Annotated in this window: 19 protein-coding genes and 2 pseudogenes; 7 read left to right on the top strand and 14 right to left on the bottom strand. The window is 72.3% G+C overall.

All coding sequences use genetic code 11. The features are described from left to right. Positions 1–40 precede the first annotated feature (40 nt). A complete protein-coding gene (locus ABZ822_RS25745) occupies positions 41–1,504 on the bottom strand; it encodes an FAD-dependent monooxygenase (protein WP_360858831.1) in 1,464 nt (487 codons plus the stop codon). An 829-nt stretch (positions 1,505–2,333) separates the two neighbouring features. Next, a complete protein-coding gene (locus ABZ822_RS25740; protein ID WP_360858828.1) occupies positions 2,334–3,131 on the bottom strand; it encodes a polysaccharide deacetylase family protein in 798 nt (265 codons plus the stop codon). Between the two features lie 417 nt (positions 3,132–3,548). Between ABZ822_RS25740 and ABZ822_RS25735 the strand changes: the two genes are divergently transcribed. The 4 genes from ABZ822_RS25735 to ABZ822_RS25720 all read left to right on the top strand — a co-directional run bounded on the left by ABZ822_RS25735 (position 3,549) and on the right by ABZ822_RS25720 (position 6,538). Beyond that, on the top strand, positions 3,549–4,829 hold the full coding sequence (locus ABZ822_RS25735; protein ID WP_360858825.1) for a histidine kinase: 1,281 nt from the start codon (positions 3,549–3,551) through the stop codon (positions 4,827–4,829). Continuing rightward, positions 4,823–5,524: a response regulator transcription factor gene (locus tag ABZ822_RS25730; RefSeq protein ID WP_360858822.1), complete on the top strand. Its 702-nt coding sequence runs from the start codon at positions 4,823–4,825 to the stop codon at positions 5,522–5,524. Before ABZ822_RS25735 ends, ABZ822_RS25730 begins: the two co-directional genes overlap by 7 nt. 313 nt (positions 5,525–5,837) lie before the next feature. Beyond that, on the top strand, positions 5,838–6,050 hold the full coding sequence (locus ABZ822_RS25725; RefSeq protein WP_360858819.1) for a type II toxin-antitoxin system HicA family toxin: 213 nt from the start codon (positions 5,838–5,840) through the stop codon (positions 6,048–6,050). After that, entirely contained in the window at positions 6,047–6,538 is a 492-nt protein-coding gene (locus tag ABZ822_RS25720; RefSeq protein ID WP_360858816.1) for a type II toxin-antitoxin system HicB family antitoxin, read from the top strand. The genes ABZ822_RS25725 and ABZ822_RS25720 overlap by 4 nt, the downstream gene beginning before the upstream one ends. Positions 6,539–7,046: 508 nt before the next feature. On the opposite strand, the pseudogene ABZ822_RS25715 reads toward ABZ822_RS25720, so the two are convergent. Beyond that, positions 7,047–7,433: pseudogene (locus ABZ822_RS25715) on the bottom strand (RidA family protein); the annotation flags it as partial. Between the two features lie 146 nt (positions 7,434–7,579). Then, positions 7,580–8,740 (bottom strand): acyl-CoA dehydrogenase family protein, encoded by a 1,161-nt coding sequence (locus ABZ822_RS25710; RefSeq protein WP_360858813.1) that lies wholly within the window; start codon positions 8,738–8,740, stop codon positions 7,580–7,582. Between the two features lie 122 nt (positions 8,741–8,862). On the opposite strand from ABZ822_RS25710, the gene ABZ822_RS25705 reads away from it, so the two are divergent. From ABZ822_RS25705 to ABZ822_RS25695, 3 genes are all read left to right on the top strand, one after another. Continuing rightward, a complete protein-coding gene (locus tag ABZ822_RS25705; RefSeq protein WP_360858810.1) occupies positions 8,863–10,557 on the top strand; it encodes an AMP-binding protein in 1,695 nt (564 codons plus the stop codon). 4 nt (positions 10,558–10,561) lie between these two features. After that, a complete protein-coding gene (locus ABZ822_RS25700; protein WP_360858807.1) occupies positions 10,562–11,389 on the top strand; it encodes a PaaX family transcriptional regulator C-terminal domain-containing protein in 828 nt (275 codons plus the stop codon). 107 nt (positions 11,390–11,496) lie between these two features. Next, a complete protein-coding gene (locus tag ABZ822_RS25695; RefSeq protein WP_360859113.1) occupies positions 11,497–12,051 on the top strand; it encodes a Uma2 family endonuclease in 555 nt (184 codons plus the stop codon). Between the two features lie 12 nt (positions 12,052–12,063). Here ABZ822_RS25695 and ABZ822_RS25690 read toward each other — a convergent pair whose 3' ends face one another. From ABZ822_RS25690 to ABZ822_RS25645, 10 genes and pseudogenes are all read right to left on the bottom strand, one after another. After that, positions 12,064–14,370 (bottom strand): bifunctional salicylyl-CoA 5-hydroxylase/oxidoreductase, encoded by a 2,307-nt coding sequence (locus ABZ822_RS25690; RefSeq protein ID WP_360859110.1) that lies wholly within the window; start codon positions 14,368–14,370, stop codon positions 12,064–12,066. A 14-nt stretch (positions 14,371–14,384) separates the two neighbouring features. Beyond that, entirely contained in the window at positions 14,385–15,212 is an 828-nt protein-coding gene (locus tag ABZ822_RS25685; RefSeq protein ID WP_360858804.1) for an enoyl-CoA hydratase family protein, read from the bottom strand. 209 nt (positions 15,213–15,421) lie between these two features. Beyond that, the gene (argF, locus tag ABZ822_RS25680; protein ID WP_360858801.1) at positions 15,422–16,432 is read right to left on the bottom strand and encodes an ornithine carbamoyltransferase; all 1,011 of its coding nucleotides are present in this window, start codon (positions 16,430–16,432) and stop codon (positions 15,422–15,424) included. Positions 16,433–16,533: 101 nt separating this feature from the next. After that, on the bottom strand, positions 16,534–17,763 hold the full coding sequence (locus ABZ822_RS25675; protein WP_360858798.1) for an arginine deiminase: 1,230 nt from the start codon (positions 17,761–17,763) through the stop codon (positions 16,534–16,536). Between the two features lie 67 nt (positions 17,764–17,830). Then, complete coding sequence (locus ABZ822_RS25670; RefSeq protein WP_360858795.1) at positions 17,831–19,552, bottom strand: acyl-CoA dehydrogenase family protein; 1,722 nt, start codon at positions 19,550–19,552, stop codon at positions 17,831–17,833. Positions 19,553–19,675: 123 nt separating this feature from the next. After that, positions 19,676–20,224 carry a PadR family transcriptional regulator gene (locus ABZ822_RS25665; protein ID WP_360858792.1) on the bottom strand — a complete coding sequence of 183 codons (549 nt, stop codon included), beginning with the start codon at positions 20,222–20,224 and terminating at the stop codon, positions 19,676–19,678. A gap of 215 nt (positions 20,225–20,439) precedes the next feature. Beyond that, positions 20,440–22,281, bottom strand: a pseudogene (locus ABZ822_RS25660) (polynucleotide kinase-phosphatase); the annotation flags it as partial. 282 nt (positions 22,282–22,563) lie between these two features. Next, a complete protein-coding gene (rlmB, locus tag ABZ822_RS25655) occupies positions 22,564–23,532 on the bottom strand; it encodes a 23S rRNA (guanosine(2251)-2'-O)-methyltransferase RlmB (RefSeq protein WP_360858790.1) in 969 nt (322 codons plus the stop codon). A gap of 135 nt (positions 23,533–23,667) precedes the next feature. After that, positions 23,668–25,068 carry a cysteine--tRNA ligase gene (gene cysS, locus ABZ822_RS25650; protein WP_360858788.1) on the bottom strand — a complete coding sequence of 467 codons (1,401 nt, stop codon included), beginning with the start codon at positions 25,066–25,068 and terminating at the stop codon, positions 23,668–23,670. 108 nt (positions 25,069–25,176) lie between these two features. Then, positions 25,177–25,581 (bottom strand): PPOX class F420-dependent oxidoreductase, encoded by a 405-nt coding sequence (locus ABZ822_RS25645; RefSeq protein ID WP_360858785.1) that lies wholly within the window; start codon positions 25,579–25,581, stop codon positions 25,177–25,179. Positions 25,582–25,995: the final 414 nt, after the last annotated feature.

Genomic DNA, 25,995 nt, shown 5'->3' with positions numbered 1-25,995 from the left:
CCGGCCTCCCGATGGGAGGGGCCCGGCCGGGCGCCGTCCGCTAGCGGGGTGCGCCGAACCAGCGGTGCAGCGCCCGCGGCAGCTCGCCGCCGGCGGGAGCGGCCCAGACGACATGGCCGTCGGGCCGGACCAGCAGGGCGCGGGTGTCCGCGAACGGGCCGTCGGCGGCGGGTGCGTGGGCCCGTCCGGTGAAGACGTCGACCCGGCCGTGCCAGCCGGAGGCGATCCGCCGGGCGGCGGGGTCGCCTTCGAGGTCGAGCAGCAACCCGCGGGCCGGGCGCAGCAGTTCGGTCGTGCTGGTCTTGCGGTCGTCCTCCGCGACGAGTTCCTGGTGCGGGAGGCGGCGGCCCAGCAAGGGGTGGTCGCCGGGCCCCGTCTCGTAGCGAATCTCCAGGCCGGTGACCATGTGGGCGAGGTGGCGCGCCACGTCGGGCTGGGCGATGAGTTCGCCGAGGACGTCGCGCAGCGGCTGGACCTCGTCGCCGCCGAGGAACAGCAGGCCCTGCGCCCGGGTGTTCATCAGCAGCCGCTCGCCGACCGGGTGGCGTTCGCGGTGGTAGGTGTCGAGCAGGCCGGGCGGGGCCCAGCCGGCGGCCACGGCGGCGAGCTTCCAGCCGAGGTTGACGGCGTCCTGGATGCCGACGTTCATGCCCTGCCCGCCCGCGGGCAGGTGGATGTGCGCGGCGTCGCCGGCCAGCAGCACCCGGCCGCGCCGGTAGGTACTGGCCAGACGTCCCGCGTCACTGAACGAACTCGCCCACACCGGTGTGGCGTCGCTGATGTCCTGCCCGGTGATCCGCTGCCAGGCCGCCGCGACGTCCGCGAACTCGGCGGGCTCGGACCGCACCGGGGCGCCGTGTTCGCGCAGGATGACCCGGTGCACGCCGTCGCCCAGCGGGGCCGACATGGCGATACCGCGCGGCAGGCGCCGGCCGAAGGGGTTCGGCTCGATCTCGCAGTCCTTCACATCGGCCAGCAGCATCTCCAGGGTGCCCGCGGTGCCGGGGAAGTCGAACCCGGCCAGCTTGCGGACGGTGCTGCGGCCCCCGTCGCACCCCACGACGTAGGAGGCGCGCAGCCGCCGGGGGCCGTCGGGCCCGCGGACGTCGACGTCGACCCCGTACGCGTCCGGGGTGATCCCGGTGACCTCGTGGCCGCGCCGGATGTCGGCGCCCAGCTCGACCGCCCACGCGCCGAGCATGCTCTCGGTCCTGCCCTGCGGGATGCCGTGGGCGGTGCGGTGCGGGCTGTCCAGCATGGTGAAGTCCACGAGCAGGCCGCCGAAGTGGCCCATCGGGTTGGTCTGGACGTCGCCCAGCCGCGGGAGCAGCCCCCGCTGGTCGAAGATCTCCATGGTGCGTACGGTCAGACCCAGCGCGCGGGACTGTCCGGTGGGTTCGGCGAGCCGCTCCAGGACCACGACGGGAACGCCCGCCAGCCGCAGCTCACCTGCGAGCATCAGCCCCGTGGGGCCTGCGCCCACGACGATTACCGCGCTATCCATTCCTCTTCCTCTCCTCGGGTCCGCCTCCTGCGCAGCGGCAGCGGTGAACCCCTCTGCCCGCCCTGGGAGTTGCGGGAGCAGGCGGGACCATGAGCGCTTGGGGTGCCCTTCGGCGGCTCGGTGCGCCTGGTGACGTCGAGGCCCCTGGGGGCCTGGGGCGCGGGGTGCTCGTCCGGAAGCCGGTCCCGGGACGGATGCCGGGGGTACGGGCGGACGTGGCCGCGAACGGGCCGTCGGGGAATCCGTGGCGCTGCGGAGGAGCGCCCACCCTCGCGACGGCGGGAACCGGCGCCGAAGGACAAAGCACCGGACTCTGGCGACAACTCTCTTCGGTCGCACGGGACGAAACAAGATGAACGGTGCCAAGTCTCGGCTAGGACCGTGTCACGTCAGCGCAGGAATGACAGGAGACCGAAAGAAGAAAGATACCGAATGACCGCTTCCGCCCACGGCGACTGCGCAGCGGAGTCACGGCGCGGGTCGTACGGGTTCTCGTACGGGTCCCCGTGCGGTCCTCGTACGGTCTTCGTCAGCGGGCGTCTTCCCCGGGCGCCGCACACCAAACCGGCGATCTTGGACGCGCCGGGACGTCCCCGCTGCCGGGGGGACAACTCCCGGTCTCGTGGGCGGTTTTGGTGCCCTGGCGCATCGGATCGCTTCGTCCGGACTCCGGCGGCTGGGCGGCCGGACGGCTCAGCGGCTCAGCGGCTCAGCGGCCGGGCGGCTACCGGTAGTACGGCGGGTGGTTCGCGATCGTGCGACACCACCGCGCAGCGGCGGGGCGTACGCGGACCATGACCGCGTACGCCCCGCCGCGGGAGCCGACCCGCTACGGCCGGTAGACCTCGCCCGGCTTCGGCGTCCCCGGCGCGAGGAGCTGCGGCACCGTGACGAAGGTGAACCCGCGCTCCTTCAGCTCCTTGATGATGCCGGGCACCGCGGGCACCGTCCCCGGATAGATGTCGTGCAGCAGGATGATGCCGTCGCGGTCGGCCCCCTCCAGCGTGCGCTCCTGGATGAGGGACGAGTCGTCGGTCGCGTAGTCCTTGGCGGTGACGCTCCACAGGACCTGAGCCAGTCCGAGCTCCTTGCTGATCTTCGACACGGTCTCGTCGGTGCGGCCCTGCGGAGGGCGCATCAGGCGCGGGCGCTCTCCGGTGATCTTCTCGATCGCCCGCTGGGGACGGTCGAGTTCCTCGCGTATCCGGTCCTCCGAGACATCGGTCAGGCGCGGGTGCGACCAGGTGTGGTTGGCGACCTCGTGGCCCTCGTCCGCGATCCGGCGGACGAGTTCGGGGTACTTCTCGATGTGGCGCTTGCCGAGGAGGAAGAAGGTGGCCGGCACCCGTTCCTTCGCCAGCGTGTCCAGCAGCCGCGGGGTGGCGGGCGCAGGTCCTGCGTCGAAGGTGAGGGCGATGCACTTGGCCTTCTCGCAGTCGACACCCCCCGATCCGCCCGGCCGTGACTTCCCGAGCGACCCGGCCTCGGGTGCGTCCGCCCTCGCCATCTCCGGCGAGACGGTCTCGACGGAGGAGCACCCGGACAGCGCCCCCAGGGCGAGGGAGACCGCGGCCAAGGGGGCCAGGACGGAGCGGGCGAGCGCGCGCAGGGGCGGTGTTCCGGACACGGACGGTCTCACTTTCGGGCAGGCGGAACCAGGCCCGGTGGGGGGCGCGGCTGGGAAGTCCTGTTCGCGGGAGGCGCCGCCGTGACATCGCGGAGCGCAGCCGGGACGTCGCGGGTCGCGGGCGGAACGTCGCCGGGAGCGCCGCGGTTCGACGTCGCGGAAGCGTCACGACGACACCGCCGGGAGCGCGTCCGCGGGACGGCCGCCGGGGTGGCCGTACGCCCTGCTGCGCGCCGCCCGATGTGCCGGAGCGGGAAGCCTCGTCGCGTCAGGGCCATGAGGTTAGGCCGGACACAACGGCCATTTCGTCACCGGACGAGGCCAATCCCCGCGTCACCCTGGAGGTGGATCCCCAGCAGCGAGCATCACCCCCCGCGGTGACGCGCTCCGCCGTCCCCGTGTTCGAGAATCGGCGGCATGACGTCCCGCACCTGGACCGCGCTCCGGTCGAGCCTCGATGCCGTGCGGGCGGCACCGCGCGCCGTGGCCGCCTCGCCCGCCTACCCGTGGGTGAGCGGCGCGGCCCTGACCTGTGCCGCGTACGTCTCCGTGGAACGTACGCCCGACACGAGTCCCCTCGACATGGCGATGGCGGTCGTCGCCACGGCCGCCTTGATGTGGCGGCGTACGCGTCCGGCTGTCGCCGTCGTCGCCGTCCTGGCCGCGCTGGCGAGCATCCTGTTCTGGCGCGAGGTGTTCGCGACCTCGGCCGTGGCGGGTCTGATCGGCTTCTACACGCTCGCCCGGAACCGTGTCCTGCCGTCCTCCGTGCTCCACGTCGCGGCGCTCGCCTCGGCGGGGGTCCTGCAGTCGAGCCACCTTCTCGCGTTCGGCTTCCAGATGCCGTCCATGAACCAGGCGTACTGGGTCACGTACTACACGGAGTTCTTCGTGCTCGCGGCGAGCATGGTGACCGCGGTCAGCATCGGGGACGCGGTGGGCAGCCAGGAGGAGCGCGCCGACGCCCGCGCCCTCCTCATCGCGGTGGAGCGGCGGCGGGCCGCCGACGCCGAACGGGCGGCCATCGCACGGGAACTGCACGACGTGGTGTCCCACTCGGTGTCGATGATCGCGGTGCAGGCCGAGAGCGCCACGTACACGACGCCGGGCCTTCCGCCCGAGGGACGCGAGGCGTTGCAGCTCATCGCGGGCACGGCGCGGGACTCCCTGCACGAACTGCGCCATCTCCTCAACGTCCTGCGCAAGGACGGTGAGCAGAAGAGCGGGAGCGCCCCGCAACCCACGCTGGAACGGCTGGACGACCTGCTCGAACAGCACCGGACGGTTGGCGGCAGCGCCGAACTGCGGGCCGAGGACGGCATCCCCGTCCTGCTGCCGTCCGTGGAGATGTCCGTCTACCGCGTCGTCCAGGAGGCCCTCACCAACGCCCGCCGCCACGCGCCCGGAGCGCACACCGTGGTCGTCCTCGCCCGCCGCCCGGACCGCCTGCTGCTCCGGATCACAGACGACGGCCCGGGACCGCCCAAGGGGTGCCCGGCCGGCGGGCACGGTCTGATCGGCATGCGGGAGCGGGTCACGCTGCTCGGCGGCGAACTGTCCACGGGCCCGGGGGCGAGGGGCGGCTTCCTCATCGAGGCATGGTTCCCGCTGCTCCCGCTCTCCGAGGAGCCCGGAGAGGTCGGCGGCGTGAACGGAGCCGGACGGCGGCGCGCGGGATATGGTGCGGCGCCATGGTGATACGGGCGGTCGTCGCGGACGACCAGGGCATGGTCCGCAGCGGCTTCGTGAACCTGCTGGCCACGCAGGACGACATCGAGGTCGTCGGCGAGGCGGAGGACGGGGAGGAAGCGGTCCGGATCGTGGCCGAGCAGCGGCCGGACGTCGCGCTGCTCGACATCCGCATGCCGCGCATGAACGGCATCGAGGCCGCCCGCGCGATCCTCGCCCCGCCCGCCGGGGCCTCCGGCGGGCCGGAGGCCCCGGCGCCCTGTGACGGGACGAAGGTCCTGATGCTCACGACCTTCGGTCTGGACGAGTACGTCTACGACGCCCTGTCCGCGGGAGCCAGCGGCTTCCTGCTGAAGGACGCGACCTTCGCCGAACTGCTGCACGCGGTACGGGTGGTGGCGGACGGCAACGCGCTGCTGGCCCCCGAGGTGACCGAGCGCCTGATCGCCGACTTCGTCCGAAGACGGACCCCCCGGCCTCGCGCGGCGTCCCCGGGAGACCTCACGGCCCGCGAGGTCGAGGTGCTCACCCTCATCGGCCAGGGGCTGTCCAACGGTGAGATCGCCGAACAGCTCATGATCAGCGAGAACACGCTCAAGACGCACATCAACCGGCTGTTCGGCAAGATGGAGCTCCGGGACCGGGCGCAGGCGGTGATCCTCGCGTACGAGCTCCGCCTGGTGGTCCCGGGCCCCACGGCCTGACACCGGCGCCCCGGCGCCGGGCGGCCCGGCCGCCGGGGGCCGCGTGCAGCCGTTCGCCGAGGCCTGACGCGCCCTGGCGCTGTCGGCCACTTCGAGCTCTGCGCGGCCACGCCCCCTTCCGACCGATCACGGCGCGCCGACCACGACAGCCGACGCGGAAGACGTGACGGACAGCCTTGCACTGCCGGCAGTACCCTCCGGCGTTCCAGCTGTCCCAGGGATTGTTGAGGCGACGTGAGCTGGTATGCGCGAGCGAATGGGGGTGTCTAGTGACGTTGGACACTAGAAGTCGAGCAGGAATAGACTTAGAGTCATGAAGTACAGGGACCTGATCAGCAAGATCAGGAAAGCGGCGAAGGCCAAAGGCATTCCCTTCGAGCAGCAGCGCCAGAAGGGCAGCCATCAGATGTGGACCTGCGGCCGCACCCCCGTCGTCATACCGAGCCACACCGAAGTCAACGAACTGACCGCCCAGAACATCCTGAAGACCCTGGAAGCCGAACTCGGAGAGAGGTGGTGGCGGTGACCGCGTACCGCGTCAACGCGCGCCGATCGGGCGACTGGTGGGCACTCGAAGTACCCGACCTCCCTGGAGTGTTCAGCCAGGCCAAGCGCCTCGACTCCGCCGCACGGGCGGCTGCCGAAGCCATCGCCGTCATGACCGACGCCGACGCCGGCACCATCGACGTCGACATCGTCCCCGAACTGGACCGGGCCACCCGGTCCGCCCTGGCCGATGTCGCCCGCGCGAAGCGCGCCCGGGCCGAGGCCGAAGAGGTCGAGCGGCAGGCCATGCGCGCGGCCGCAGTCGCCCTCACCAATGACATGAGCCAGCGGGACGCCGGACGCATCCTCGGAGTCTCCTTCCAGCGCATCTCCCAGCTCCTGGCCCTGCCCGCGGCGGCGGCGAGAAAGGCGCGAGGTAGCGGCCGTGAAGCGACGAAGAGGGCAGGCCGCGGCAGCGACTTAGTTCCCGTCCAGCGGTCTCGCAGCCACGAGCGCGCCAGCGCCTGACGACCACGAACAGCGCCTCCGCACCGGACTCCCGGGCGGGGGCGCAGTCTTCGTACGGGCCTGCGCGCGGTCAGCGGGCCCGCCGGGCTTCGTCGGTGACCATCGCCATGGCGAACATCCCGAGCCCATCGCCATGTCCAGCGCTTACCCGTAGCAGGGTGAGCCGTCGATACCAGGCGTTCGGATCGCCCGTGCACTCATCGACGTGCCCCCTGGCGTGTCGGGCGCAGGGTCCGAGCCGGTGCGGGCAGTGGGGCGGTCTTGCGGGCACCTCGATCACTTCCGCATGCGGCGGTGGCACAAGCGGACACCCGACCGCGGCACCACCACACCATCCGCTGCCGCAGGACCGCGAACCCCGCACGGTCCTGCGGTGGCGGTTCACCACTACCGTGGCTCGATGGCGCCGACCTGACCACGGCCGGTTTGCCTGCCCGCTCGCGCCGCGGCGGCCGCAGCGCGAGCGCCGCGGCAGGGACACCCCGCCGCGGCGCCACCCCGAAGACCCCTACGGCAGGACCGCGAAGCCGTCCACCTCCACCATCGCCTGCTCGTCCCAGAGCCTGACCACGCCGATCAGTGCCATCGCCGGGTAGTCACGGCCCGCCAACCGGCGCCAGACGCGGCCCAGTTCGGCCGCGTGCCGCCGGTAGTCGGCGACGTCCGTCGCGTACACCGTGACGCGCGCGAGGTGCTCCGGGCCGCCGCCCGCGGCGCGCAGTGCGGCCAGGAGGTTGGTGAGCGCCGTGGTGAACTGCTCCGGGAGCGTCTCCCCCACGACCTCGCCGTCCCCGTCCAGCGCCGTCTGCCCGGCGAGGAAGACCAGCCGGCTGCCGGTCGCGGTCACGGCGTGGCTGAAGCCTGTCGGCGGGGAGAGCTCGGGCGGGTTGACGCGGACGACACCGCTCCCGCCACCCTCACGGCCCGCTCTCCCGCCACCCTCACGGCCCGCGCTCCCGTCACCCGCACCCCCACCACGCCCGCCGTCCGCGTCCCCGGCGCCCGCCGGTGCGCGGTCCGGTGCGCCGTTCCCGTGCTCGCTCATCGGTACAACTCCTTCGCGATGATGGTGCGCTGGACCTCGGTGGCGCCCTCGTAGATCCGCGGGGCCCTGACCTCGCGGTAGAGGTGTTCCAGCAGATGCCCCGCCCGCAGCGCGCGGGCGCCGTGGATCTGGACGGCGGCGTCGACCACGTACTGCGCCGTCTCCGTGGCGAGCAGCTTGGCCATAGCCGCGCGCTTGGCGACGTCCGGGGCCCCGCGGTCGTACGCGGCGGCCGCGGCGTGGACGAGCAGCCGCGCCGCCTCCGTACGGGTCGCCATCTCGGCGAGCTGGTGGGAGACGGACTGCAGGTCCTTCAGCGGCCCGCCGAACGCGGTGCGCCGCGCCGCGTGCTCCAGGGACGCGTCCAGTGCGGCCTGCGCCATACCGACGGCGAACGCGCCGACGCTCGGCCGGAAGAGGTTGAGGGTCCGCATGGCGACGCCGAACCCCTGGCCGGGTTCGCCCAGCACATCGGCCGGGGTCACCGGTACGCCGTCGAAGCGCACCGCGCCGATGGGGTGCGGCGAGAGCATGTCGAGCCCCTCGCCGGACAGCCCGGGGCGGTCCGCGGGGACGAGGAAGGCCGTGACGCCCCGGGCACCCGCGCCCTCACCGGTGCGGGCGAAGACGCTGTAGAAATCGGCCTCGGGGGCGTTCGAGATCCAGCACTTCTCGCCGGTCAGCCGCCAGCCGCCGTCCCCGTCGGGTTCCGCCGCGAGTTCCAGCGCCGCAGCGTCGGAGCCCGCGCCCGGTTCGCTCAGCGCGAAGGCCGCGACGGCCCGGCCGGCGACCACCTCGGGGATCCAGCGTGCGCGCTGCTCGTCGCTGCCCGCCTGCACCACCGGGTAGGTCCCCAGGCCCTGCAGCGCGAGCGCGGTCTCCGCCTCCGTGCACTCCCGGGCCAGGGACTCGCGCAGCAGGCACAGGTCCGTCGCCGCGACGCGCCGGCCTCCCGCGGGCACGCCCGGCAGGGCACCCGGCTCCCAGCCCGGGAACACCCGCTCCAGCAGGCCGAGTTCACCGAGCGCGGCCACCAGGGGGCGGTTGACCCGCCCGGGCTCCCCCTTCTCCGCGAGTGGCCGCAGCCGCTCCGCGGCGAGCCGGCGCACCTGCGCGCACCACTCCTCTTGCTCCGGATCGAGCGCGAACTCGGGCATCAGCACCCTCTTCCCGTATCGCGGACTATTGACTGTCGTCACCATCACGATACGCTCGTCGGCAACCGCACGGGCCTGAATCCACCCCATTCAAGGACCGCGTACGAGGGGGCACAACCGCCATGGAGCTCAAACCGTCCGCTCACCGAGACACCTTCGCGCGCGATCATCTGCCGCCACCCGACCAGTGGCCGGAGCTGTCCTTCGACCTGCCCGCCCTGCGGTACCCGGACCGGCTCAACTGCGGCGCCGAACTGCTCGACGCCACGGTGGCCCGGTTCGGACCCGACCGCCCGGCGTTCGTCGACGGCGCGGGCGAGGTCTGGTCGTACGGCGAGCTGCGCGCCCGGGTCGACCGGATCGCACACGTCCTCACCTCCGAACTCGGCGTGGCGCCCGGCAACCGCGTCCTGCTGCGCGGCCCCACCACGCCCGATCTCGCCGCCTGCTGGCTCGCGGTGATGAAGGCCGGCGCGGTCGCCGTGACCGTGCTGGCCGCGCAGCGCCCGCTGGAGCTCGCGGGCATCTGCGAGACGGCCCGCATCCGGCACGCGCTGTGCGACATCCGCTCCGTCGACGACCTGGTGAAGGCCGAGGTCCCCGACCTGCGGATCTGCACGTTCGGCGGGGACGGGCCCGAGGACCTGCTCGCCCGCGGCGCGTCCCACCCCGAGGTCTACGAGGCCGTCCCCACCTCCGCGGACGACGTGGCGCTGATCGCCTTCACCTCCGGCACCACCGGACGGCCCAAGGGGTGCATGCACTTCCACCGCGACGTGCTCGCCATCGCCGACACCTTCTCCGAGCACGTCCTGAAGCCCCGGCCGGACGACCTGTTCGCCGGCAGCCCGCCGCTCGGCTTCACCTTCGGCCTCGGCGGCCTGGTGATCTTCCCGATGCGGGCCGGGGCATCCGCGCTGCTCCTGGAACAGGCCGGGCCGCGGCAGCTCCCGGACGCCGTCGAACGCCACCGGGTGACGGTCCTCTTCACCGCCCCCACCGCGTACCGGGCGATGCTCGACCGGATCGGCACCCACGACCTGACCTCGCTGCGCCGCTGCGTCTCGGCCGGGGAGAACCTGCCCGAGGCCGTCTGGAGCGCCTGGCACGAGCGGACCGGGATCCGGATCATCAACGGCATCGGGGCGACCGAGCTGCTGCACATCTTCATCTCCGCCGCCGACGAGGCGATCCGCCCCGGCACCACCGGGGTCCCGGTGCCCGGCTTCCAGGCCCGTGTCGTCGGCCTGGACGGAACGCCCGTCCCCGACGGCGAGCCGGGGCTGCTCGCCGTGCGCGGCCCGACGGGCTGCCGCTATCTGGCCGACGAGCGCCAGCGGGAGTACGTCCGGGACGGCTGGAACATGACCGGCGACACCTACGTACGGGAGCCCGACGGCTGGTTCCGCTACGTCGCCCGCGCCGACGACATGATCATTTCCGCGGGCTACAACATCGCGGGCCCCGAGGTCGAGGACGCCCTGCTGCGCCACCCCGACGTCCTGGAGGCGGCGGTCGTCGGCCGCCCGGACGAGGAACGCGGCCAGGTCGTCGTGGCCTACGCGGTCCTGCGCGAGGGCGCACGCCGGGACGACCAGGCCGTCGCCTCCCTGCGGGAGTTCGTCAAGGCGGGGATAGCGCCGTACAAGTGCCCGCGCGAGATCGTCTTCCTCGACGCGCTCCCCCGTACGGCGACGGGCAAGCTGCAGCGCTTCCGCCTCCGCGACGCGGAAGCCGCGCGGGCGGGCGAGGGGAGCGGGCCGGCCGGGGCGGGCACCGACCGGACAACAGCACCGTCCGCTCACCCTCTAAAGTGATCACGTGGCCGAGCACACCCCGCGTTCCCTGATCGTCACGCTCTACGGCGTGTACGGGCGCGGGCGCGCATCCGGGGACGGGCCGCTGCCGATCGCTGCGCTGATCCGGCTCCTGGGTGCGGTGGACGTGGACCCGCCGTCGGTGCGCTCCGCCGTCTCCCGGCTGAAGCGGCGGGGACTGCTGGTCCCCGCCCGTACGGCCGGCGGCGCCGCCGGATACGTCCTCTCCGAGGGCGCCCGGCAGCTCCTGGACGACGGCGACCGCCGCATCTTCGGCCGCCGCCCGCCGCGGCTGGCCGACGGCTGGGCGCTGGCCGTCTTCTCCGTCCCCGAGCACGAGCGGAACAAGCGCCACCTGCTGCGCTCCCGGCTGTCCCGCCTCGGGTTCGGCACGGCCGCGCCCGGCGTGTGGATCGCCCCGGCCCATCTGCTGGAGGAGACCCGCCACACCCTTCAGCGCCTCGAACTCAGCCCGTACGTGGACCTGTTCACCGGTGCGCACACCGGCTTCGAGCCGACCCCCGGCGCGGTGGCGCGCTGGTGGGACCTGGACGCGATCGCGAAGCTGCACCAGGAGTTCCTGGACGAGCACGAGCCGATGCTCGCGCGCTGGACGTCGCGCCGGGCGACGGACCGCGCGGAGGCCTACCGCGACCACCTGCTGATGCTGGACTCCTGGCGCCATCTCCCGTACGCGGACCCGGGCCTGCCGCCGGAACTGCTCCCCGCCGGCTGGCCGGGCGCGCGCAGCGCGGAAGTCTTCGCGGCGCTCCACGCCAAACTCCGCACCCCGGCCGCGGCCTACGCGCGGAGCGTGCTGTCGGCGGAGTGACCCCGGCTGCCTCTGATCGTTGGTTCATCCGACCGCTTCCCCGTGCGGGGACTATTCTGACCATGCCGGGGCGAACCTTCGGTGACCAGGAGGGAGCAGCGATGGCGATGCCCGCTATGGAGCATTTCGGCCAGGCAGAGGGGGACACCGTGCTTGCCGCCTTCCTCGAACTCACGGTTCCCGAGGGCTACCGCGCCGAGCTCATCGAGGGGGAGATCATCGTGACCCCGCCGCCCGACGGTGACCACGAGGACGTTGTCGGCCGACTGATCGGGCAGATCAGCCGACATTCCGCTGCTGACCTCTACGCAGCGGGCACCAAAGGGCTCATCACGCCACTCGGCCGGTTCATCCCCGATGCCGCCATCGGGCCCACCGGCACGTTCCGCGGCATGGATGCCTGGGCGGAACCGAACGGCGTCGTGATGACGGTGGAGGTCAACTCCACCCGCCCCGACAGGGACCGCGGTCCCAAGCGGCGCGGCTACGCTGCCGCGGGCATTCCCTTCTACCTGCTCGTCGACCGCTCGGACGGCACCGTGACGCTGCATGCCGAGCCTCATGACGGCGACTACAAGCAGTCCACCCGCGTGCCGTTCGGGAAGTCCCTGGACCTCCCCGATCCGTTCTCCTTCGCCCTCGACACCGCGGTCTTCGCCTGATCCTCCACTCCGTCAGCCCTTCGCGCCCGCCCCCAGGCTCAGCCTCGGCTTCGGGCCGTCCGTACGCCCCGTCGGCGGGGTGCGGCTGCCCGCCCGGTACGGGAGGGGCCAGGAGGCGCCGGGCCCGGTGTAACCCTGTTCGGCCGCGGCGTGGAGGGTCCAGTGCGGGTCGTAGAGGTGCGGGCGGGCGAGGGCGCAGAGGTCGGCGCGGCCCGCGAGCACCAGCGAATTGACGTCGTCCCAGGAGGAGATGGCGCCGACGGCGATGACGGGGACGCCGAGAGTGTTCCGGATCCGGTCGGCGTACGGCGTCTGGTACGAGCGCCCGTACTCCGGACGTTCCTCGGGCACGACCTGGCCGGTGGAGACGTCGATGGCGTCGGCACCGTGGTCGGCGAAGGCGCGGGCGATCGTGACCGCGTCCTCGCCCGTCGTGCCGCCCTCCGCCCAGTCCGTGGCCGAGATGCGGACGGTCATCGGCCGGTCCTCCGGCCAGACCGACCGTACGGCGTCGAAGACTTCGAGGGGGAAGCGCAGCCGGGCGGTGAGGTCGCCGCCGTAGGCGTCGGTGCGCCGGTTCGTCAGCGGCGACAGGAAGCTGGAGAGCAGGTAGCCGTGGGCGCAGTGGAGTTCGAGGAGGTCGAACCCGGCGTCCGCGGCACGGCGGGCGGAGGCGGTGAACTGGTCCCGGATGCCGTCCAGTTCGGAGGTGTCCAGCGCGTGCGGCACCTGGTTGACGCCGGCCCGGTACGGCAGCGGCGAGGGCGCCACGACCGGCCAGTTGCCCTCCGGCAGCGGCTGGTCGATGCCGTCCCACATCAGCCGGGTCGAGCCCTTGCGACCCGAGTGGCCGAGCTGGACGCCGATGGCGGTGCCCGGTGCCTGGGCGTGCACGAAGTCGGTGACGCGCCGCCACGCGGTCCCGTGCTCCGGCTCGTACAGCCCCGCGCAGCCCGGGGTGATGCGCCCCTCCGGGCTCACGCACACCATCTCGGTCATGACCAGGCCGGCGCCGCCGAGGGCGCGCGAGCCGAGGTGGACGAGGTGGAAGTCGCCCGGGGTGCCGTCCTCGGCGGAGTACATGTCCATGGGCGAGACGACGACCCGGTTGCGCAGGGTCAGACCGCGCAGCCGGAGCGGCGTGAACATCGGTGGCGTGCCGGGCTCCACGCCCGACTCGCTCTCGACGGCGGCGACGAACCCGGCGTCGCGGAGCCGCAGATTGTCATGGGTGATGCGGCGGCTGCGGGTCAGCAGGTTGAACGCGAACTGCCGTGGCGGCTGGTCGAGATACGTGCCCAGCTCCTCGAACCACTCCAGGCTCGCGCGGGCGGCGCGCTGCGTCGACTCCACGACGGGGCGCCGCTCGGTCTCGTACGCGGCAAGCGCCGCGGGCAGGTCCGGCTGTTCCTCCAGGCAGGCGGCGAGCGCGAGGGCGTCCTCGACGGCGAGCTTGGTGCCGGAGCCGATGGAGAAGTGGGCGGTGTGGGCCGCGTCGCCGAGCAGCACCGTGTTGCCGTGCGACCAGCGCTCGTTGACGACCGTACGGAAGGCGATCCAGCTCGAGTTGTTGCCGCGGAGCGGGCGGCCGCCGAGGGCGTCGGCGAAGATCTTCGCGCACCGTTCGGTGGACTCGGTCTCGTCACAGCGGTCGAGGCCGGCGCTGCGCCAGACCTCCTCGCGCATCTCGACGATGACGGTGGACGCGCCCTCCGGGTGCCCGTTGGTGCCGGGGCGGGCGTACGGGTAGCCGTGGAGCTGCATGACACCGTGCTCGGTCTCGGCGATCTCGAAGCGGAAGGCGTCGAAGGCGAAGTCGGCGGCGAGCCAGATGTAGCGGCAGCGGTGGGTCTCGATCCGCGGCCGGTGTTCGTCGCGGGCCGCGTCCCGTGTCGCGCTGTGCACGCCGTCGGCGGCGATCACCAGGTCGTGGCGGGCGGCGAGTTCGGCAGCGGGCGGCGCCTCCTCCCGGAAGCGCAGATCGACACCGAGGCCGCGGCAGCGGTCGTGGAGGATCTCCAGCAGGCGGCGGCGGCCGAGGGCGGCGAAGCCGTGACCGCCGGAGGAGAGGGTGTGCCCGCGGTGGACCACGTCGATCGCGTCCCAGCGGACGAACTCGGCCTGGAGCGCGCGGTGGACGACGGGATCGGCCTCCTCGATGCCGCCCAGGGTCTCGTCGGAGAGGACGACGCCGAAGCCGAAGGTGTCGTCGGGGGCGTTGCGCTCCCAGACGGTGACCTCCCGCGCCGGGTCGAGGCGCTTGAGCAGCGCGGCCGCGTACAGCCCGCCCGGCCCGCCCCCGACGACCGCGACCCGCATCGGCCCTGACACCGCTACCTGCCCTGCCACTTGGGCTGCCGCTTCTCGGTGAACGCGGAGTGGAACTCGGCGTAGTCGTCGCTGTTCATCAGCAGCGCCTGCGTGGATGCGTCCATCTCGATGGAGGCGGCGAGCGGCATGTCGAGTTCGGCGGTGAGCAGGGCCTTGGTCTGGGCGTGGGCCAGCGCCGGTCCGTCGGCGAGCCGCCGCGCCAGCGCGCTCGCCTCGGCGTGGGCCTGCCCCTCCTCGGCCAGCACGCTGATGAGGCCGATCCGTTCGGCCTCGGGGGCGCGCACCGGCTCGCCGAGCATCAGCAGCCGGGTGGCGTGCCCGAGCCCGACGACGCGCGGCAGCAGATAGGCCGCGCCCATGTCGCCGCCGGACAGCCCGACCTTGGTGAAGAGGAAAGCGAAGCGGGCCGAGGGGTCGGCGACCCGGAAGTCGGCGGCGAGCGCGAGGACGGCACCGGCGCCGGCCGCGACGCCGTGCACCGCGGCGATCACGGGGAAGGGGCACTCGCGCAACGCCCGGACCACCTGCCCGGTCATGCGGTTGAAGTCGAGCAGCTGCGAGGTGTCCATGGAGAGCGTGGCGCCGATGATCTCGTCGACATCGCCGCCGGAGCAGAAGCCCCGGCCCTCGCCGCCGAGCACCAGGGCGCGCACGGACCCGTCGCGGGCCAACTCGGCGATGAGGTCGCGGAGATCGGCGTACGCCTCGAAGGTCAGCGCGTTGAGCTTGTCGGGGCGGTCGAGGGTGACGGTCGCGACGCCCTCGTCCCGGGTGAGGCTGAAGTGCCGCCACTCCTCGGTCGCTCGGGCGGAACCGGTGAACGGGCTCATGGGGTACGGCCTCCCTCGCCGGACAGCTGCTGTCTGCCGATGCCTGCCCACCGAAGCTATCACCTCTTCATGACCGTCGTCACGAGTACGCGATACGCCCGGGCACGGGTGCGCCCGCTCCGCAGGACGGGAGCGGATACGGGAGACGGGCGCGGGAGACCGGGTGACCGGGCCTTCCACCGGCCGGTCGGGCCTTCTCGCCGCCGCGGTCAGGCCGCCGAGGCCGCGAGGGTGGCGACCAGCACCGCCTTGATCGTGTGCATCCGGTTCTCGGCCTCGTCGAAGACCACCGAGTGCTCCGACTCGAAGACCTCGTCGGTGACCTCGAGCGAGGTCAGCCCGTGGCGCGCGTGGATCTCCCGGCCGAGCGCGGTGCCGAGGTCGTGGAAGGCGGGCAGGCAGTGCAGGAACTTCACGTCCGGGCGGCCGGTGGCCCGCAGCACGTCCATCGTGACCGCGTACGGACCGAGCAGTCCGATCCGCTCGTCCCAGACCTCCTTCGGCTCCCCCATCGACACCCAGACATCGGTGGCGATGAAATCCGCCCCCCGCACGCCCTCGGCCACGTCCTCGGTGAGGGTGACCCGGGCACCGGAGGCGGCGGCCAGTTCACGGGCGCGGGCGACGACCGCGTCCGCGGGCCAGAGTCCGCGCGGCGCCACGATCCGTACGTCCATGCCCAGCAGCGCGCCGGTGACGAGGTAGGAGTTGCCCATGTTGTTGCGCGCGTCGCCGAGATAGGCGAGGGCCAGCGACTCCAGGGGGCCTTCGCTGTGCTCGGTGACGGTGAGCATGTCGGCGAGCATCTGGGTCGGGTGCCAGGTGTCGGTGAGACCGTTGAGGACCGGGACCCCGGCGTGCTCCGCCAGCTCCTCCACGACGTCCTGTCCGTGGCCCCGGTACTCGATGGCGTCGAACATCCGGCCCAGCACGCGGGCGGTGTCCTTCACCGACTCCTTGTGCCCGATCTGCGAGCCCGCGGGGTCGAGATACGTGGTCGAGGCACCCTGGTCGGCCGCCGCGACCTCGAAGGCGCAGCGCGTCCGGGTGGAGGTCTTCTCGAAGACCAGGGCGATGTTCCTGCCCCGCAGCCGCGGCACCTCGGCGCCGGCCCGCTTGGCGGCCTTCAGCTCCGCCGCGAGCTCGATCAGATGACGGAACTCGCCGGCGGTGAAGTCCAGCTCCTTGAGGAAGTGGCGGCCCGTGAGGTCTGTCGCCATCGGAGGGCTCCTCGGTCACGACTACGGAAGATGCGATGGAAGTATATACGACCCTTCGCATCTCTATACGAACCCCTCTCCGGGCCGCCCACCGCGGCGCCCTACAGGACGGGATCGCGCTCCACCGGGCAGCTCATGCACCGCGGCCCGCCCCGGCCCCGCCCCAGCTCGCCGCCGGGAATCTCTATCACCTCGATACCGTGCTTGCGCAGGAAGGTGTTGGTGGTCGCGTTGCGGTCGTAGGCCACGACCACGCCGGGCTCGACGGCCAGCACGTTGCAGCCGTCGTCCCACTGCTCCCGTTCCGCCGAGTGCACGTCCTGCGTCGCGGTGAGGACCTTGATCCCGTCGAGACCGAGCGCGGCAGCGATAGCCCGGTGCATGTGCTCCGGCGGGTGGTCGGTCACCTTCAGCTCCTGGTCACCGGCGCCGGGCTCGATGGTGTACGAGCGGAGCATGCCCAGCCCCGCGTACTGCGTGAAGGTGTCGCCGTCGACCATCGTCATGACCGTGTCCAGATGCATGAACGCCCGGGCCTTCGGCATGTCGAGCGCCACGATCGTGCGCGCGGAACCGGCCGCGAAGAGCCCGCGGGCCAGCATCTCCACCGCCTGCGGCGCGGTCCGCTCGCTCATGCCGATGAGCACGGCTCCGTTGCCGATCACCAGGACGTCGCCGCCCTCGATCGTCGACGGATAGGCGCTCTGCCCCTCCGACCAGACGTGGAAGGCCCCGGACTGGGTGAACAGCGGGTGGTGGCGGTAGATCGCCTCGGCGTGCACGGTCTCCCGCTGCCGGGCGGGCCAGCGCATGGCGTTGATCGACACACCGTCGTAGACCCAGGCGGAGGTGTCCCGGGTGAACAGGTGGTTGGGCAGCGGGGCGAGCAGGAAGTCGTCCATCTCCATCACGTGGAACCGGACGGACACCGGCTCGGGGTGCCGCTCCAGGAACTCCCGCTTGGTCATGCCCCCGATCAGCGCCTCGACCAGTTCGGATATCGGCAGGTGCTCGAAGGCGGCCCGGAGGTGGTCGGTGGCCAGCGGGCCGTACTCCTTCTCGTCGAAGACCCGGTCCAGCACCAGCCGGCGCGCCTCGGGGACCTCCAGGCTCTCGGCCAGCAGATCGCCGAAGAGGTGGACCTCGACACCGAGCTCGCGCAGCACGTCCGCGAAACCGTCGTGCTCCTGCCGCGCCCTCCGCACCCACAGCAGGTCGTCGAAGAGCAGTGCGTCCTTGTTGGACGGAGTGAGCCGCTTCAGTTCCAGGTCCGGGCGGTGCAGGATGACGCGGCGCAGCCGCCCGGCCTCGGAATCCACATGGAATGCCATGCACCCATCCTGGCCGAGGCGGGCGGCCTGCGCGGCTTTACTCAGGCCTTCTTTTCGTACACCCGCTTCACGGCTTCATCTCGTACGCGCCCGAGAGCGCCTCGACACGGGCCCACACGCGCGCCGAGCGCTCGGTGTCCGTGACGGGGCGGCGGACCGCGCCGAGCGCCCACTCCTGCTGCGCCTCGGTGGCCGAGTCCTTGCCGTGCAGCTCGACGGCGTGGGCGGAGAAGTCGCGGACGAGGACGGAGAACAGCTCGTCCAGGACGTCCCGGTCCAGGCCGGTGAGCTCCGCCTGCTCCAGGATGAGCTGGCCGTGGACGACGAGCGCGAAGAGCTGGCCGAGGGCCAGGAGCAGGTCGAGGTCCTTGGCCTGCTCGGCGTCGGGGGCGGCGGTGGTGATGAGCGTGCACAGCGCGTCGGCCTGCTCGCGGAGGCGGGCGACGTTGGGCAGCTCGGCGTGGGCGTCGTAGGCGGCGCGCCAGTCGTGGAACTGGATGGCCCCGAGGCCACGGGCCGGGCCCTGGCGGAAGAGGAACGCGTCGTCCGACGCGTCGTGGCGGGTGGGGACCGGGGCGTACTCGGCCGGGTTGAGGAGGTAGTTCCCCATGAACTTCAGGATCAGGGCGAGGTTGACGTGGACCGTGCCCTCCAGCTTGGGCAGGCCGCGGATCTCGACGGCCGCCTGGGAGAAGTACGTGTCCTTCTCGAAGCCCTTGGCGGCGATGACGTCCCACAGGAGGTCGATGACCTTCTCGCCCTCGGTGGTCACCTTCATCTTCGTCATCGGGTTGAAGAGGAGGTAGCGGCGGTCCTCGGGGCTCGCACTCCGGAAGTAGTCCACGGCCCGGTCGCTGAAGAGCTTCATGCCGACGAGGCGGACGTAGGCGTCGGTCATCTCGCGGCGCACGTGGGCGAAGTCGGTGACGCGGCGGCCGTAGAGGATGCGGTTGTGGGCGTGCGTCACGGCCTCGTACATCGCGTGCTCGCAGATGCCGACGGCGCCCGTGCAGAGGTTGAACTTGCCGACGTTGACGGTGTTGAGCGCGGCGTCGAAGGCGGCGCGGCCGGTGTGCAGCACGTCCTCGGTGCGTACGGGGTAGCGCTCCAGCCGGAACTCGCTCACGTACTTGCCGGAGTCGACGACGTTCTTGACCAGGTGGTAGTCGGGGTGGCGGCTGTCCGCGGCGAAGAAGACGTAGCCCTCGGGGCCCTCGACGTCGGAGCGGCGGCCGAAGACGGAGACGATCCCGGCCGCGTTGCCGTTGCCGATGTAGTACTTGGAGCCGGTCGCGTGGAACCCGCCGTCCGCGTCCGGGGTCAGGATCATGTCGGTGCTGTAGATGTCCGCGCCGTGCGACTTCTCCGACAGACCGAACGCGAACACCTCGCCCTGGTCGAGGAGTTCGGCGGCACGGGCGCGGGCGTCGGCGTTGTCGCTCTGCCAGACGGGGCCGAGGCCGAGGATGGTGACCTGCCAGGCGTACCAGTAGTCCAGCCCGTAGAAGCCGAAGATCTCGTTGAGGGCGGCTATCCGGGCGGTGTCCCAGCGCTTGTCCTCAGAACCGCCACCGTCGGATGCCGGGGTGAGGAAGGTGGCGAACAGGCGCTCCTTGGCTGCGAACGCGAGGAAGTCCTCCAGCCAGACGCGGTTGCGGTAGTCCTCGATGAGCTGCCGCTTGCCGCGCTCCTCGAACCAGTCGACGGTGGCGCGCAGCAGGCGACGCGTCTCCGGGTCGAAGTGGGCGGGGTCGTACGTGGCGGGGTTGAACAGCAGGGCGTCGGCCATGGTTGCGAGCGCCTTCCTGGGCGAGGTCGAGAGGGGCGTTGCTTGAAGTTGCTGGAACGGAGCGGATCACGGGTCGTACGTGAGCGGATGACGAGCTGTGCGTGAGCGGATGGGCGGAGCCGGTCAGGTGCGGTCACCGATCCGGCGCAGGGTGGCCAGCACGTCGTCGAGCCAGTCGAGGGTCATGCGCTCGTAGGCGATGCCGCCGCGCAGGACGACGTGCTGGAGTTCCTGGCCGGTGTCGAGGGCACCGGGGTCGGGGAAGTCGCGCTGTTCCCCTGAGACATAGCGGGCGAGCCGCTCGGCATGGGCCGCCCGGTGGCGTTCGACCTCGGCGATCAGTGCCGACGGGTCGTCGAACGCGGCACCGCGGACCTTGACCGCCAGGTCGTGGCGGACGCTTTCGGGCTCCACGCGTTCGTGCAGCCAGACCGAGAGCGCGGCCCGGCCCTCATCGGCGACGGAGTAGACCTTCTTGTCCGGCCTGCCGTCCTGCGGCACGTCGCGGACGTCGATCCACCCGTCGCTCTCCATACGCTTGAGCACGCGGTAGATCTGCTGGTGGGTCGCCGTCCAGAAGTGGCCGATGGACCGGTCGAACCGCCGGGCCAGCTCGTATCCCGAGCCGGGCTGCTCCAGCAGGGAGACGAGGATCGCGTGCTCGAGGGCCATGCCCGCAGTCTTCTATGCAACTCGTTGCATAGACAAGAGCGGGCCCGCCCGGTGAGACACGGCTCACGCGGGGCGGGCCCGGGCCCAGGGGCGGCCGCGCCGCGGACGGTCCGGGCGCGGGCCCCGGTGAGCGCGGTGTGGGACACGACGACGCGGCGGGGCCGGGGCGGATCTCGCCCGTCCCGGCCCCTCGTACGCCGTCCTGCCCCGCCCCTTCACAGCCGCGGGTCGACCGGCTCCGACTCCAGCGCCAGCACCGCGAAGACCGCCTCGTGGACCCGCCACAGCGGCTCGCCGTCCGCCAGACGGTCCAGGGCCTCCAGGCCGAGGGCGTACTCGCGCAGGGCCAGCGACCGCTTGTGGCCCAGGTGCCGGGAGCGCAGCCGCTCCAGATGCTCCGGGCGCGTGTACTCCGGTCCGTAGATGATCCGCAGGTACTCGCGGCCCCGGCACTTGATGCCCGGCTGGACCAACCGCCCCGAGGCGCCGCGCACGAGGGCCTGCAGCGGCTTGACGACCATGCCCTCGCCGCCGGCCGCCGTCATCTCCAGCCACCAGTCGATGCCGTCCCGGACCGATTCCTCGTCACCGGTGTCGACGGTCAGCCGGCGGGTGGTCTGCAGCAGGCCCGACGCGTCGTGGCCGATCAGCCGGTCGATCAGGGCCAGTTGCTCGTCGTGCGGGAGCCCGGCGAGGCTGCGGCCCTGGGCCGCCAGTATCTGGAACGGTGCCAGCCGCACGCCCTCCAGCCCGTCGGTCGTCCAGCAGTAGCGCCGGTAGGCCGCGGTGAACGCCGCCGCGTCCACGGCCCGTTCGCGCTGGACCTCCAGCAGCCCGCCGACGTCCACCCCGCGCGCCGCCGCCGCTTCCAGCGCGGCGAGCGCGCCCGGGAAGGCCGCGCCGGAGGCCGCACCCACCGCGGCGTACTGGGTGCGCAGCAGACCGGACGCCTTCAGCGACCAGGGCATCAGCTCCGCGTCCAGCAGCAGCCAGTCGGTGGAGAGCTCCTCCCACAACCCGGCCGCGGTCACGGCGGCGCGCAGCCGTCCCAGGACCTCCTCGGTCATGTCCGCGTCGTCGAAGAACGGCCGTCCGGTACGGGTGTGCAGCGCTCCGGTCGGGCCGGGCGCACCGGCGGGGCCCGGGATGCCGAAGTGCCGCGCGGCCGCCTCCGCGTCACGGCACACCAGCGCCACCGCCCGCGAGCCCATGTGCTTCTCCTCGCACACGACCCGCTCGACCCCGTCCGCCCGGTAGGACGCGAACGCCTCCTCCGGGTGCTCCAGATAGCCCTCCCGCTGCGACGTCGCCGTCGGCGCCATGGTCGGCGGCAGATAGGCGAGCAGCCGCGGGTCGACGGCGAAGCGGCTCATGACCTCCAGCGCCGCCGCCGCGTTCTCCTCGCGCACCGCGATCCGCCCCGCGTGCCGGGTCTCCACCGTCCGCCGCCCGTGGACGTCGGCGAGATCCAGCGGACGGCCGTCGTGGCCGCCGGGCGCCTGCGGGGCGAGCGGCTTCGCGGGCTCGTACCAGACCTGCTCGGCGGGGGTGTCGACGATCTCGCGCTCCGGCCAGCGCAGCGCGGTCATCCGCCCGCCGAAGACGGCACCGGTGTCGAGGCAGATGGTGTTGTTGATCCACGAGGTGTTCGGGACGGGCGTATGGCCGTAGACCACGGCGGCGCGGCCGCGGTACTCCTCGGCCCACGGGTAGCGCACGGGCAGGCCGAACTCGTCCGTCTCGCCGGTGGTGTCGCCGTAGAGGGCGTGCGAACGGACGCGGCCGGAGGTGCGGCCGTGGTACTTCTCGGGCAGACCGGCGTGGCTGACGACGAGCCGGCCCTCGTCCAGCACGTAGTGGCTGACCAGGGAGTCGATGAACTCCCGTACGCGCGTCCGGAACGCGTCGTCCTCCTTCTCCAGCTGCTCCACGGTCTCGGCCAGCCCGTGGGTGTGCTGGACCTTGCGGCCCTTCAGATACCGGCCCAGCTTGTTCTCGTGGTTTCCGGGCACGCACAGCGCCGTGCCCGCCTCGACCATGCCCATCACCAGGCGCAGCGACCGCGCCGAATGTCCGAGGCCCGTCAAGCTCCCGGTCGCGTGCCCCTGGTGTCGCTCCCACGTGCAGGTCAACGGCCCGCCGGGGCATCAACACCCGTGTGCCGGTGCCCCGTTCATCCGGTGCCCGTTCACCCTGTAAGGGGCCCTGCCCCACGGACAGAGCCCCTTACACCGGTCCTGTGCGACCGGGTCACCGGCTTCCGTGCACGGTCGCTGCCGCTCCCGTCGCCCTGGTCTTCGGTTTCGTCGCGGCCCCCGGCCGCTGCCCGTACGGCGACGCTACGCCCTGCGGCGCGACGCCTCGTACAGCACAACTCCCGCCGCCACACCGGCGTTCAGCGATTCCGCACCGCCCGGCATGGGGATCCGGACGCGCAGGTCGCAGGTCTCGCCGACCAGCCGCGACAGGCCCTTGCCCTCGCTGCCGATGACGATCACGACCGGGCCGTCCAGCACCTCGAGATCCTGCAGCTCGACCTCACCGTCCGCCGCCAGGCCGACGATCGTCACCCCGGCCTTCCGGTACGCCTCCAGGGCGCGCGTCAGGTTCGTCGCGCGCGCCACCGGCGTACGCGCCGCGGTGCCGGCCGACGTCTTCCACGCGCCCGCCGTCATCCCCGCGGCCCGCCGCTCCGGGACGACCACACCGTGCCCGCCGAACGCGGAGACGGAGCGGACGACCGCACCGAGGTTGCGCGGGTCGGTGACACCGTCGAGGGCGACGATCAGCGGGTCCTCCCCGGCGTCGAAGGCGGCCGCGGCCAGGTCCTCCGGGTGCGCGTACTCGTACGGCGGGACCTGGAGCACCAGGCCCTGGTGGTTCAGGCCGTTGGTCATCCGGTCCAGCTCGGCCTTCGGCGCCTCCATGAGCGCGATGCCGCCGCTGCCCTGCCCACCGCGGTCGGCGGCCAGCTTCAGCGCCTCGCGGACCCGGTCGTCGTTGTCGATGAACTGCTGGACGTAGAGCGTGTTCGCCGGTACGCCGTCGCGCAGTGCCTCGAAGACCGGGTTGCGCCCGACGACCAGCTCGCTCGTGCCCTTGGGGCCGCCGCGGCGCGGGGCCGGGCGACGTGCGGCCTGCTTGGTCTTGGCGTTCGCGGCGCGCTGCTTGGCGTGCCCCTTACGCATCTCGGCGGGCGGCGTCGGGCCCTTGCCCTCCAGACCGCGGCGCCGCTTGCCGCCGCTGCCGACCGTCGCGCCCTTCTTGGACGACGTGCGGCGGTTCCTGCGCTGGCTGTTCCCCGCCATGCGTCACCAAACTCTTTCCTGCGGGCACGCGCGTGGCGCGTGCCGGACGTAACGACGTACTCGGACAGTGTGCCGCGCGCGGGGCGCGGCCGGAGCCGCGGCCGGTGTGATCCCGGCCGGGCACGGTACGACGGCTCAGCGCGGGCCGAGCTCCCAGCGCGGTCCCGACGGGGTGTCCTCGATGACCAGCCCCGACTGCTGCAGCTCGTCACGGATCCCGTCCGCCGTCGCGTAGTCCTTGCGGGTCCTGGCGGCCTGACGCTGGTCGAGCACCAGCCTGACCAGCGAGTCCACCACGCCGTGGAGGTCCTCGCCGCGGTCGGCGCCGCCCGCCCACTGCTCGTCGAGCGGGTCGAGGCCGAGCACGCCGAGCATCGCACGGACCTCGGCGAGGCGGGCGACGGCCGCCTCCTTGTCGTCGGCGGTGAGCGCGGAGTTCCCCTGGCGCACCGTCGTGTGCACGACGGCGAGCGCCTGCGGGACGCCCAGATCGTCGTCCATCGCCTCGGCGAAGGCCGGCGGCACCTCGGGCGCGGGGTTCACCGGACCGCCCGCCTTCTCGACGACCCGCTGCATGAAGCCCTCGATCCGCGCGAACGCGGACTCGGCCTCGCGCAGCGCCTCCTCGCTGTACTCGATCATCGAGCGGTAGTGCGGGGTGCCGAGGTAGTAGCGCAGCACGATGGGGCGCCACGTCTTCACCATCTCGGAGACGAGCACCGAGTTGCCGAGCGACTTGCTCATCTTCTCGCCGCTCATGGTGACCCAGCCGTTGTGCACCCAGTACGCGGCGAAGTCGTCGCCGTACGCCTTGGCCTGGGCGATCTCGTTCTCGTGGTGCGGGAAGACGAGGTCGACGCCGCCGCCGTGGATGTCGAAGGCCGTGCCGAGGTACTTGTGCGCCATTGCCGAGCACTCCAGGTGCCAGCCGGGACGGCCGGGGCCCCACGGGGTCTCCCAGCTCGGCTCACCGGGCTTGGCGGCCTTCCACATCGCGAAGTCGCGCGGGTCGCGCTTGCCGGTCTCGCCCTCGCCTTCCGGCTGGCGGAGGTTGTCCAGCTCCTGGTTGGAGAGCTGGAGGTACCCGGGGAAGGACTTCACGTCGAAGTAGACGTTGCCGTCGGCGGCGTAGGCGTGTCCCCGCTCGATGAGGACGCGCATCATGTCGACCATCTCGGGGATGTGGCCGGTCGCGCGCGGTTCATAGGTCGGGCGGAGGCAGCCGAGCACGTCGTACCCGAAGTTGAACGCGCGCTCGTTGCGGTAGCCGATCGACCACCACGGCTCGCCGGTCTCCTCCGACTTCACGAGGATCTTGTCGTCGATGTCCGTGACGTTCCGGATGAAGGTGACGTCGTAGCCGCGGTAGGTGAGCCAGCGGCGCAGGATGTCGAAGTCGAGGTAGGACCGGACGTGCCCGATGTGCGGGGCGGCCTGCACGGTCGCACCGCAGAGGTAGATCGAGACGCAGCCCGGCCGGAGCGGGGTGAAGTCACGGATCTGCCGGGCGCTGGTGTCGTACAGGCGAATAGTCACGCATCAAGGGTAGTGCGCCGCGGACAGTGCCCCGCCCCTGCCGGGGCAGCGGTGCCCGGACGTGTGACGCGGGCGGGGTCCCGTGCGCGGCCCCGCCCGCCGCCCTCCTCAGATGTTGCCGACGACCTTGCGCGGGCTGACCCGCACGATCACGCGCGGGGCGTCCTCGGACGAGGCCGGGTTGAACTCGGCGTACGGCTTACCGGTGTACTTCAGCGACAACTCGTCGATCAGCTCGCCCCGGGGGTCGTCGGTGAGCGTGACGCTGCCGCGGATCTCGGCGTACGTGTACGGGGCGTCGGCGGGGTTGAGCACGACGGAGACCCGCGGGTCGCGGCGCAGGTTCTTCTCCTTGCGGCGGCCGACCGTGGTGGAGATCAGCAGATCGTCGCCGTCACGCTTCACCCACACCACGGAGAGCTGGGGACTGCCGTCGGGCTGGATCGAGGCCAGGGTGACGAAGACCGGCTTGTCGAGGAGGTTCCTGAGGTCGTCGGAGAGCGCGTGTGCCACGGGTCGTCCTTCCGGATGCGGAACGGGTGCGGTGAGGCGATAGCTCTCAACTACCCGTCGCCCGGCTGAATTCCCGGCGCCCCTGCCCCATCCAGGTGACTCCGCTCGTCCGCTCCGGGCGACACGGCGAGACGCGACCGTGAGGCCCCTGGCGCCGGTACGGGCTGCCAGGGCGTGTCTTCCGGATCAGCCCGGATCAGCCCGCGGCGTCCGGTGCTGGGGGCACCTCCCAGCGTTAGCTGGGTGGGGGCACCTCCCAGGCGAAGCTCTGGGGGAGCCGTGCAAGGCGTCGCGGACCCGAGCTGATCCGGAAGACGCGCCCTAGGTGTATTGACCTGGAGCGTTGTTCACACGGGTGATCGGTGGTTGGCCTCCGAGTGCGGTGTGGCATCGGTGATGGTTGTAGCTGTGCAG

The organism is Streptomyces sp. NPDC047108 (genome assembly GCF_040643575.1).
Lineage (GTDB): Bacteria > Actinomycetota > Actinomycetes > Streptomycetales > Streptomycetaceae > Streptomyces.
Note: the sequence above shows the minus strand (reverse complement) of the source record. Positions and strands in the feature narration are given on the sequence as shown.

Coding starts and splice junctions, on each gene's coding strand:
- ABZ822_RS25670 (WP_360858795.1), bottom strand. CDS start 19,552: ATGGCCGACGCCCTGCTGTTCAACCCCGCCACGTACGACCCCGCCCAC.
- argF (WP_360858801.1), bottom strand. CDS start 16,432: ATGGCGACAGACCTCACGGGCCGCCACTTCCTCAAGGAGCTGGACTTC.
- ABZ822_RS25730 (WP_360858822.1), top strand. CDS start 4,823: ATGGTGATACGGGCGGTCGTCGCGGACGACCAGGGCATGGTCCGCAGC.
- rlmB (WP_360858790.1), bottom strand. CDS start 23,532: ATGGCGGGGAACAGCCAGCGCAGGAACCGCCGCACGTCGTCCAAGAAG.
- ABZ822_RS25685 (WP_360858804.1), bottom strand. CDS start 15,212: ATGAGCCCGTTCACCGGTTCCGCCCGAGCGACCGAGGAGTGGCGGCAC.
- ABZ822_RS25665 (WP_360858792.1), bottom strand. CDS start 20,224: ATGGCCCTCGAGCACGCGATCCTCGTCTCCCTGCTGGAGCAGCCCGGC.
- ABZ822_RS25675 (WP_360858798.1), bottom strand. CDS start 17,763: ATGGCATTCCATGTGGATTCCGAGGCCGGGCGGCTGCGCCGCGTCATC.
- ABZ822_RS25710 (WP_360858813.1), bottom strand. CDS start 8,740: ATGCCCGAGTTCGCGCTCGATCCGGAGCAAGAGGAGTGGTGCGCGCAG.
- ABZ822_RS25725 (WP_360858819.1), top strand. CDS start 5,838: ATGAAGTACAGGGACCTGATCAGCAAGATCAGGAAAGCGGCGAAGGCC.
- ABZ822_RS25745 (WP_360858831.1), bottom strand. CDS start 1,504: ATGGATAGCGCGGTAATCGTCGTGGGCGCAGGCCCCACGGGGCTGATG.
- ABZ822_RS25690 (WP_360859110.1), bottom strand. CDS start 14,370: ATGCGGGTCGCGGTCGTCGGGGGCGGGCCGGGCGGGCTGTACGCGGCC.
- ABZ822_RS25705 (WP_360858810.1), top strand. CDS start 8,863: ATGGAGCTCAAACCGTCCGCTCACCGAGACACCTTCGCGCGCGATCAT.
- ABZ822_RS25695 (WP_360859113.1), top strand. CDS start 11,497: ATGCCCGCTATGGAGCATTTCGGCCAGGCAGAGGGGGACACCGTGCTT.
- ABZ822_RS25735 (WP_360858825.1), top strand. CDS start 3,549: ATGACGTCCCGCACCTGGACCGCGCTCCGGTCGAGCCTCGATGCCGTG.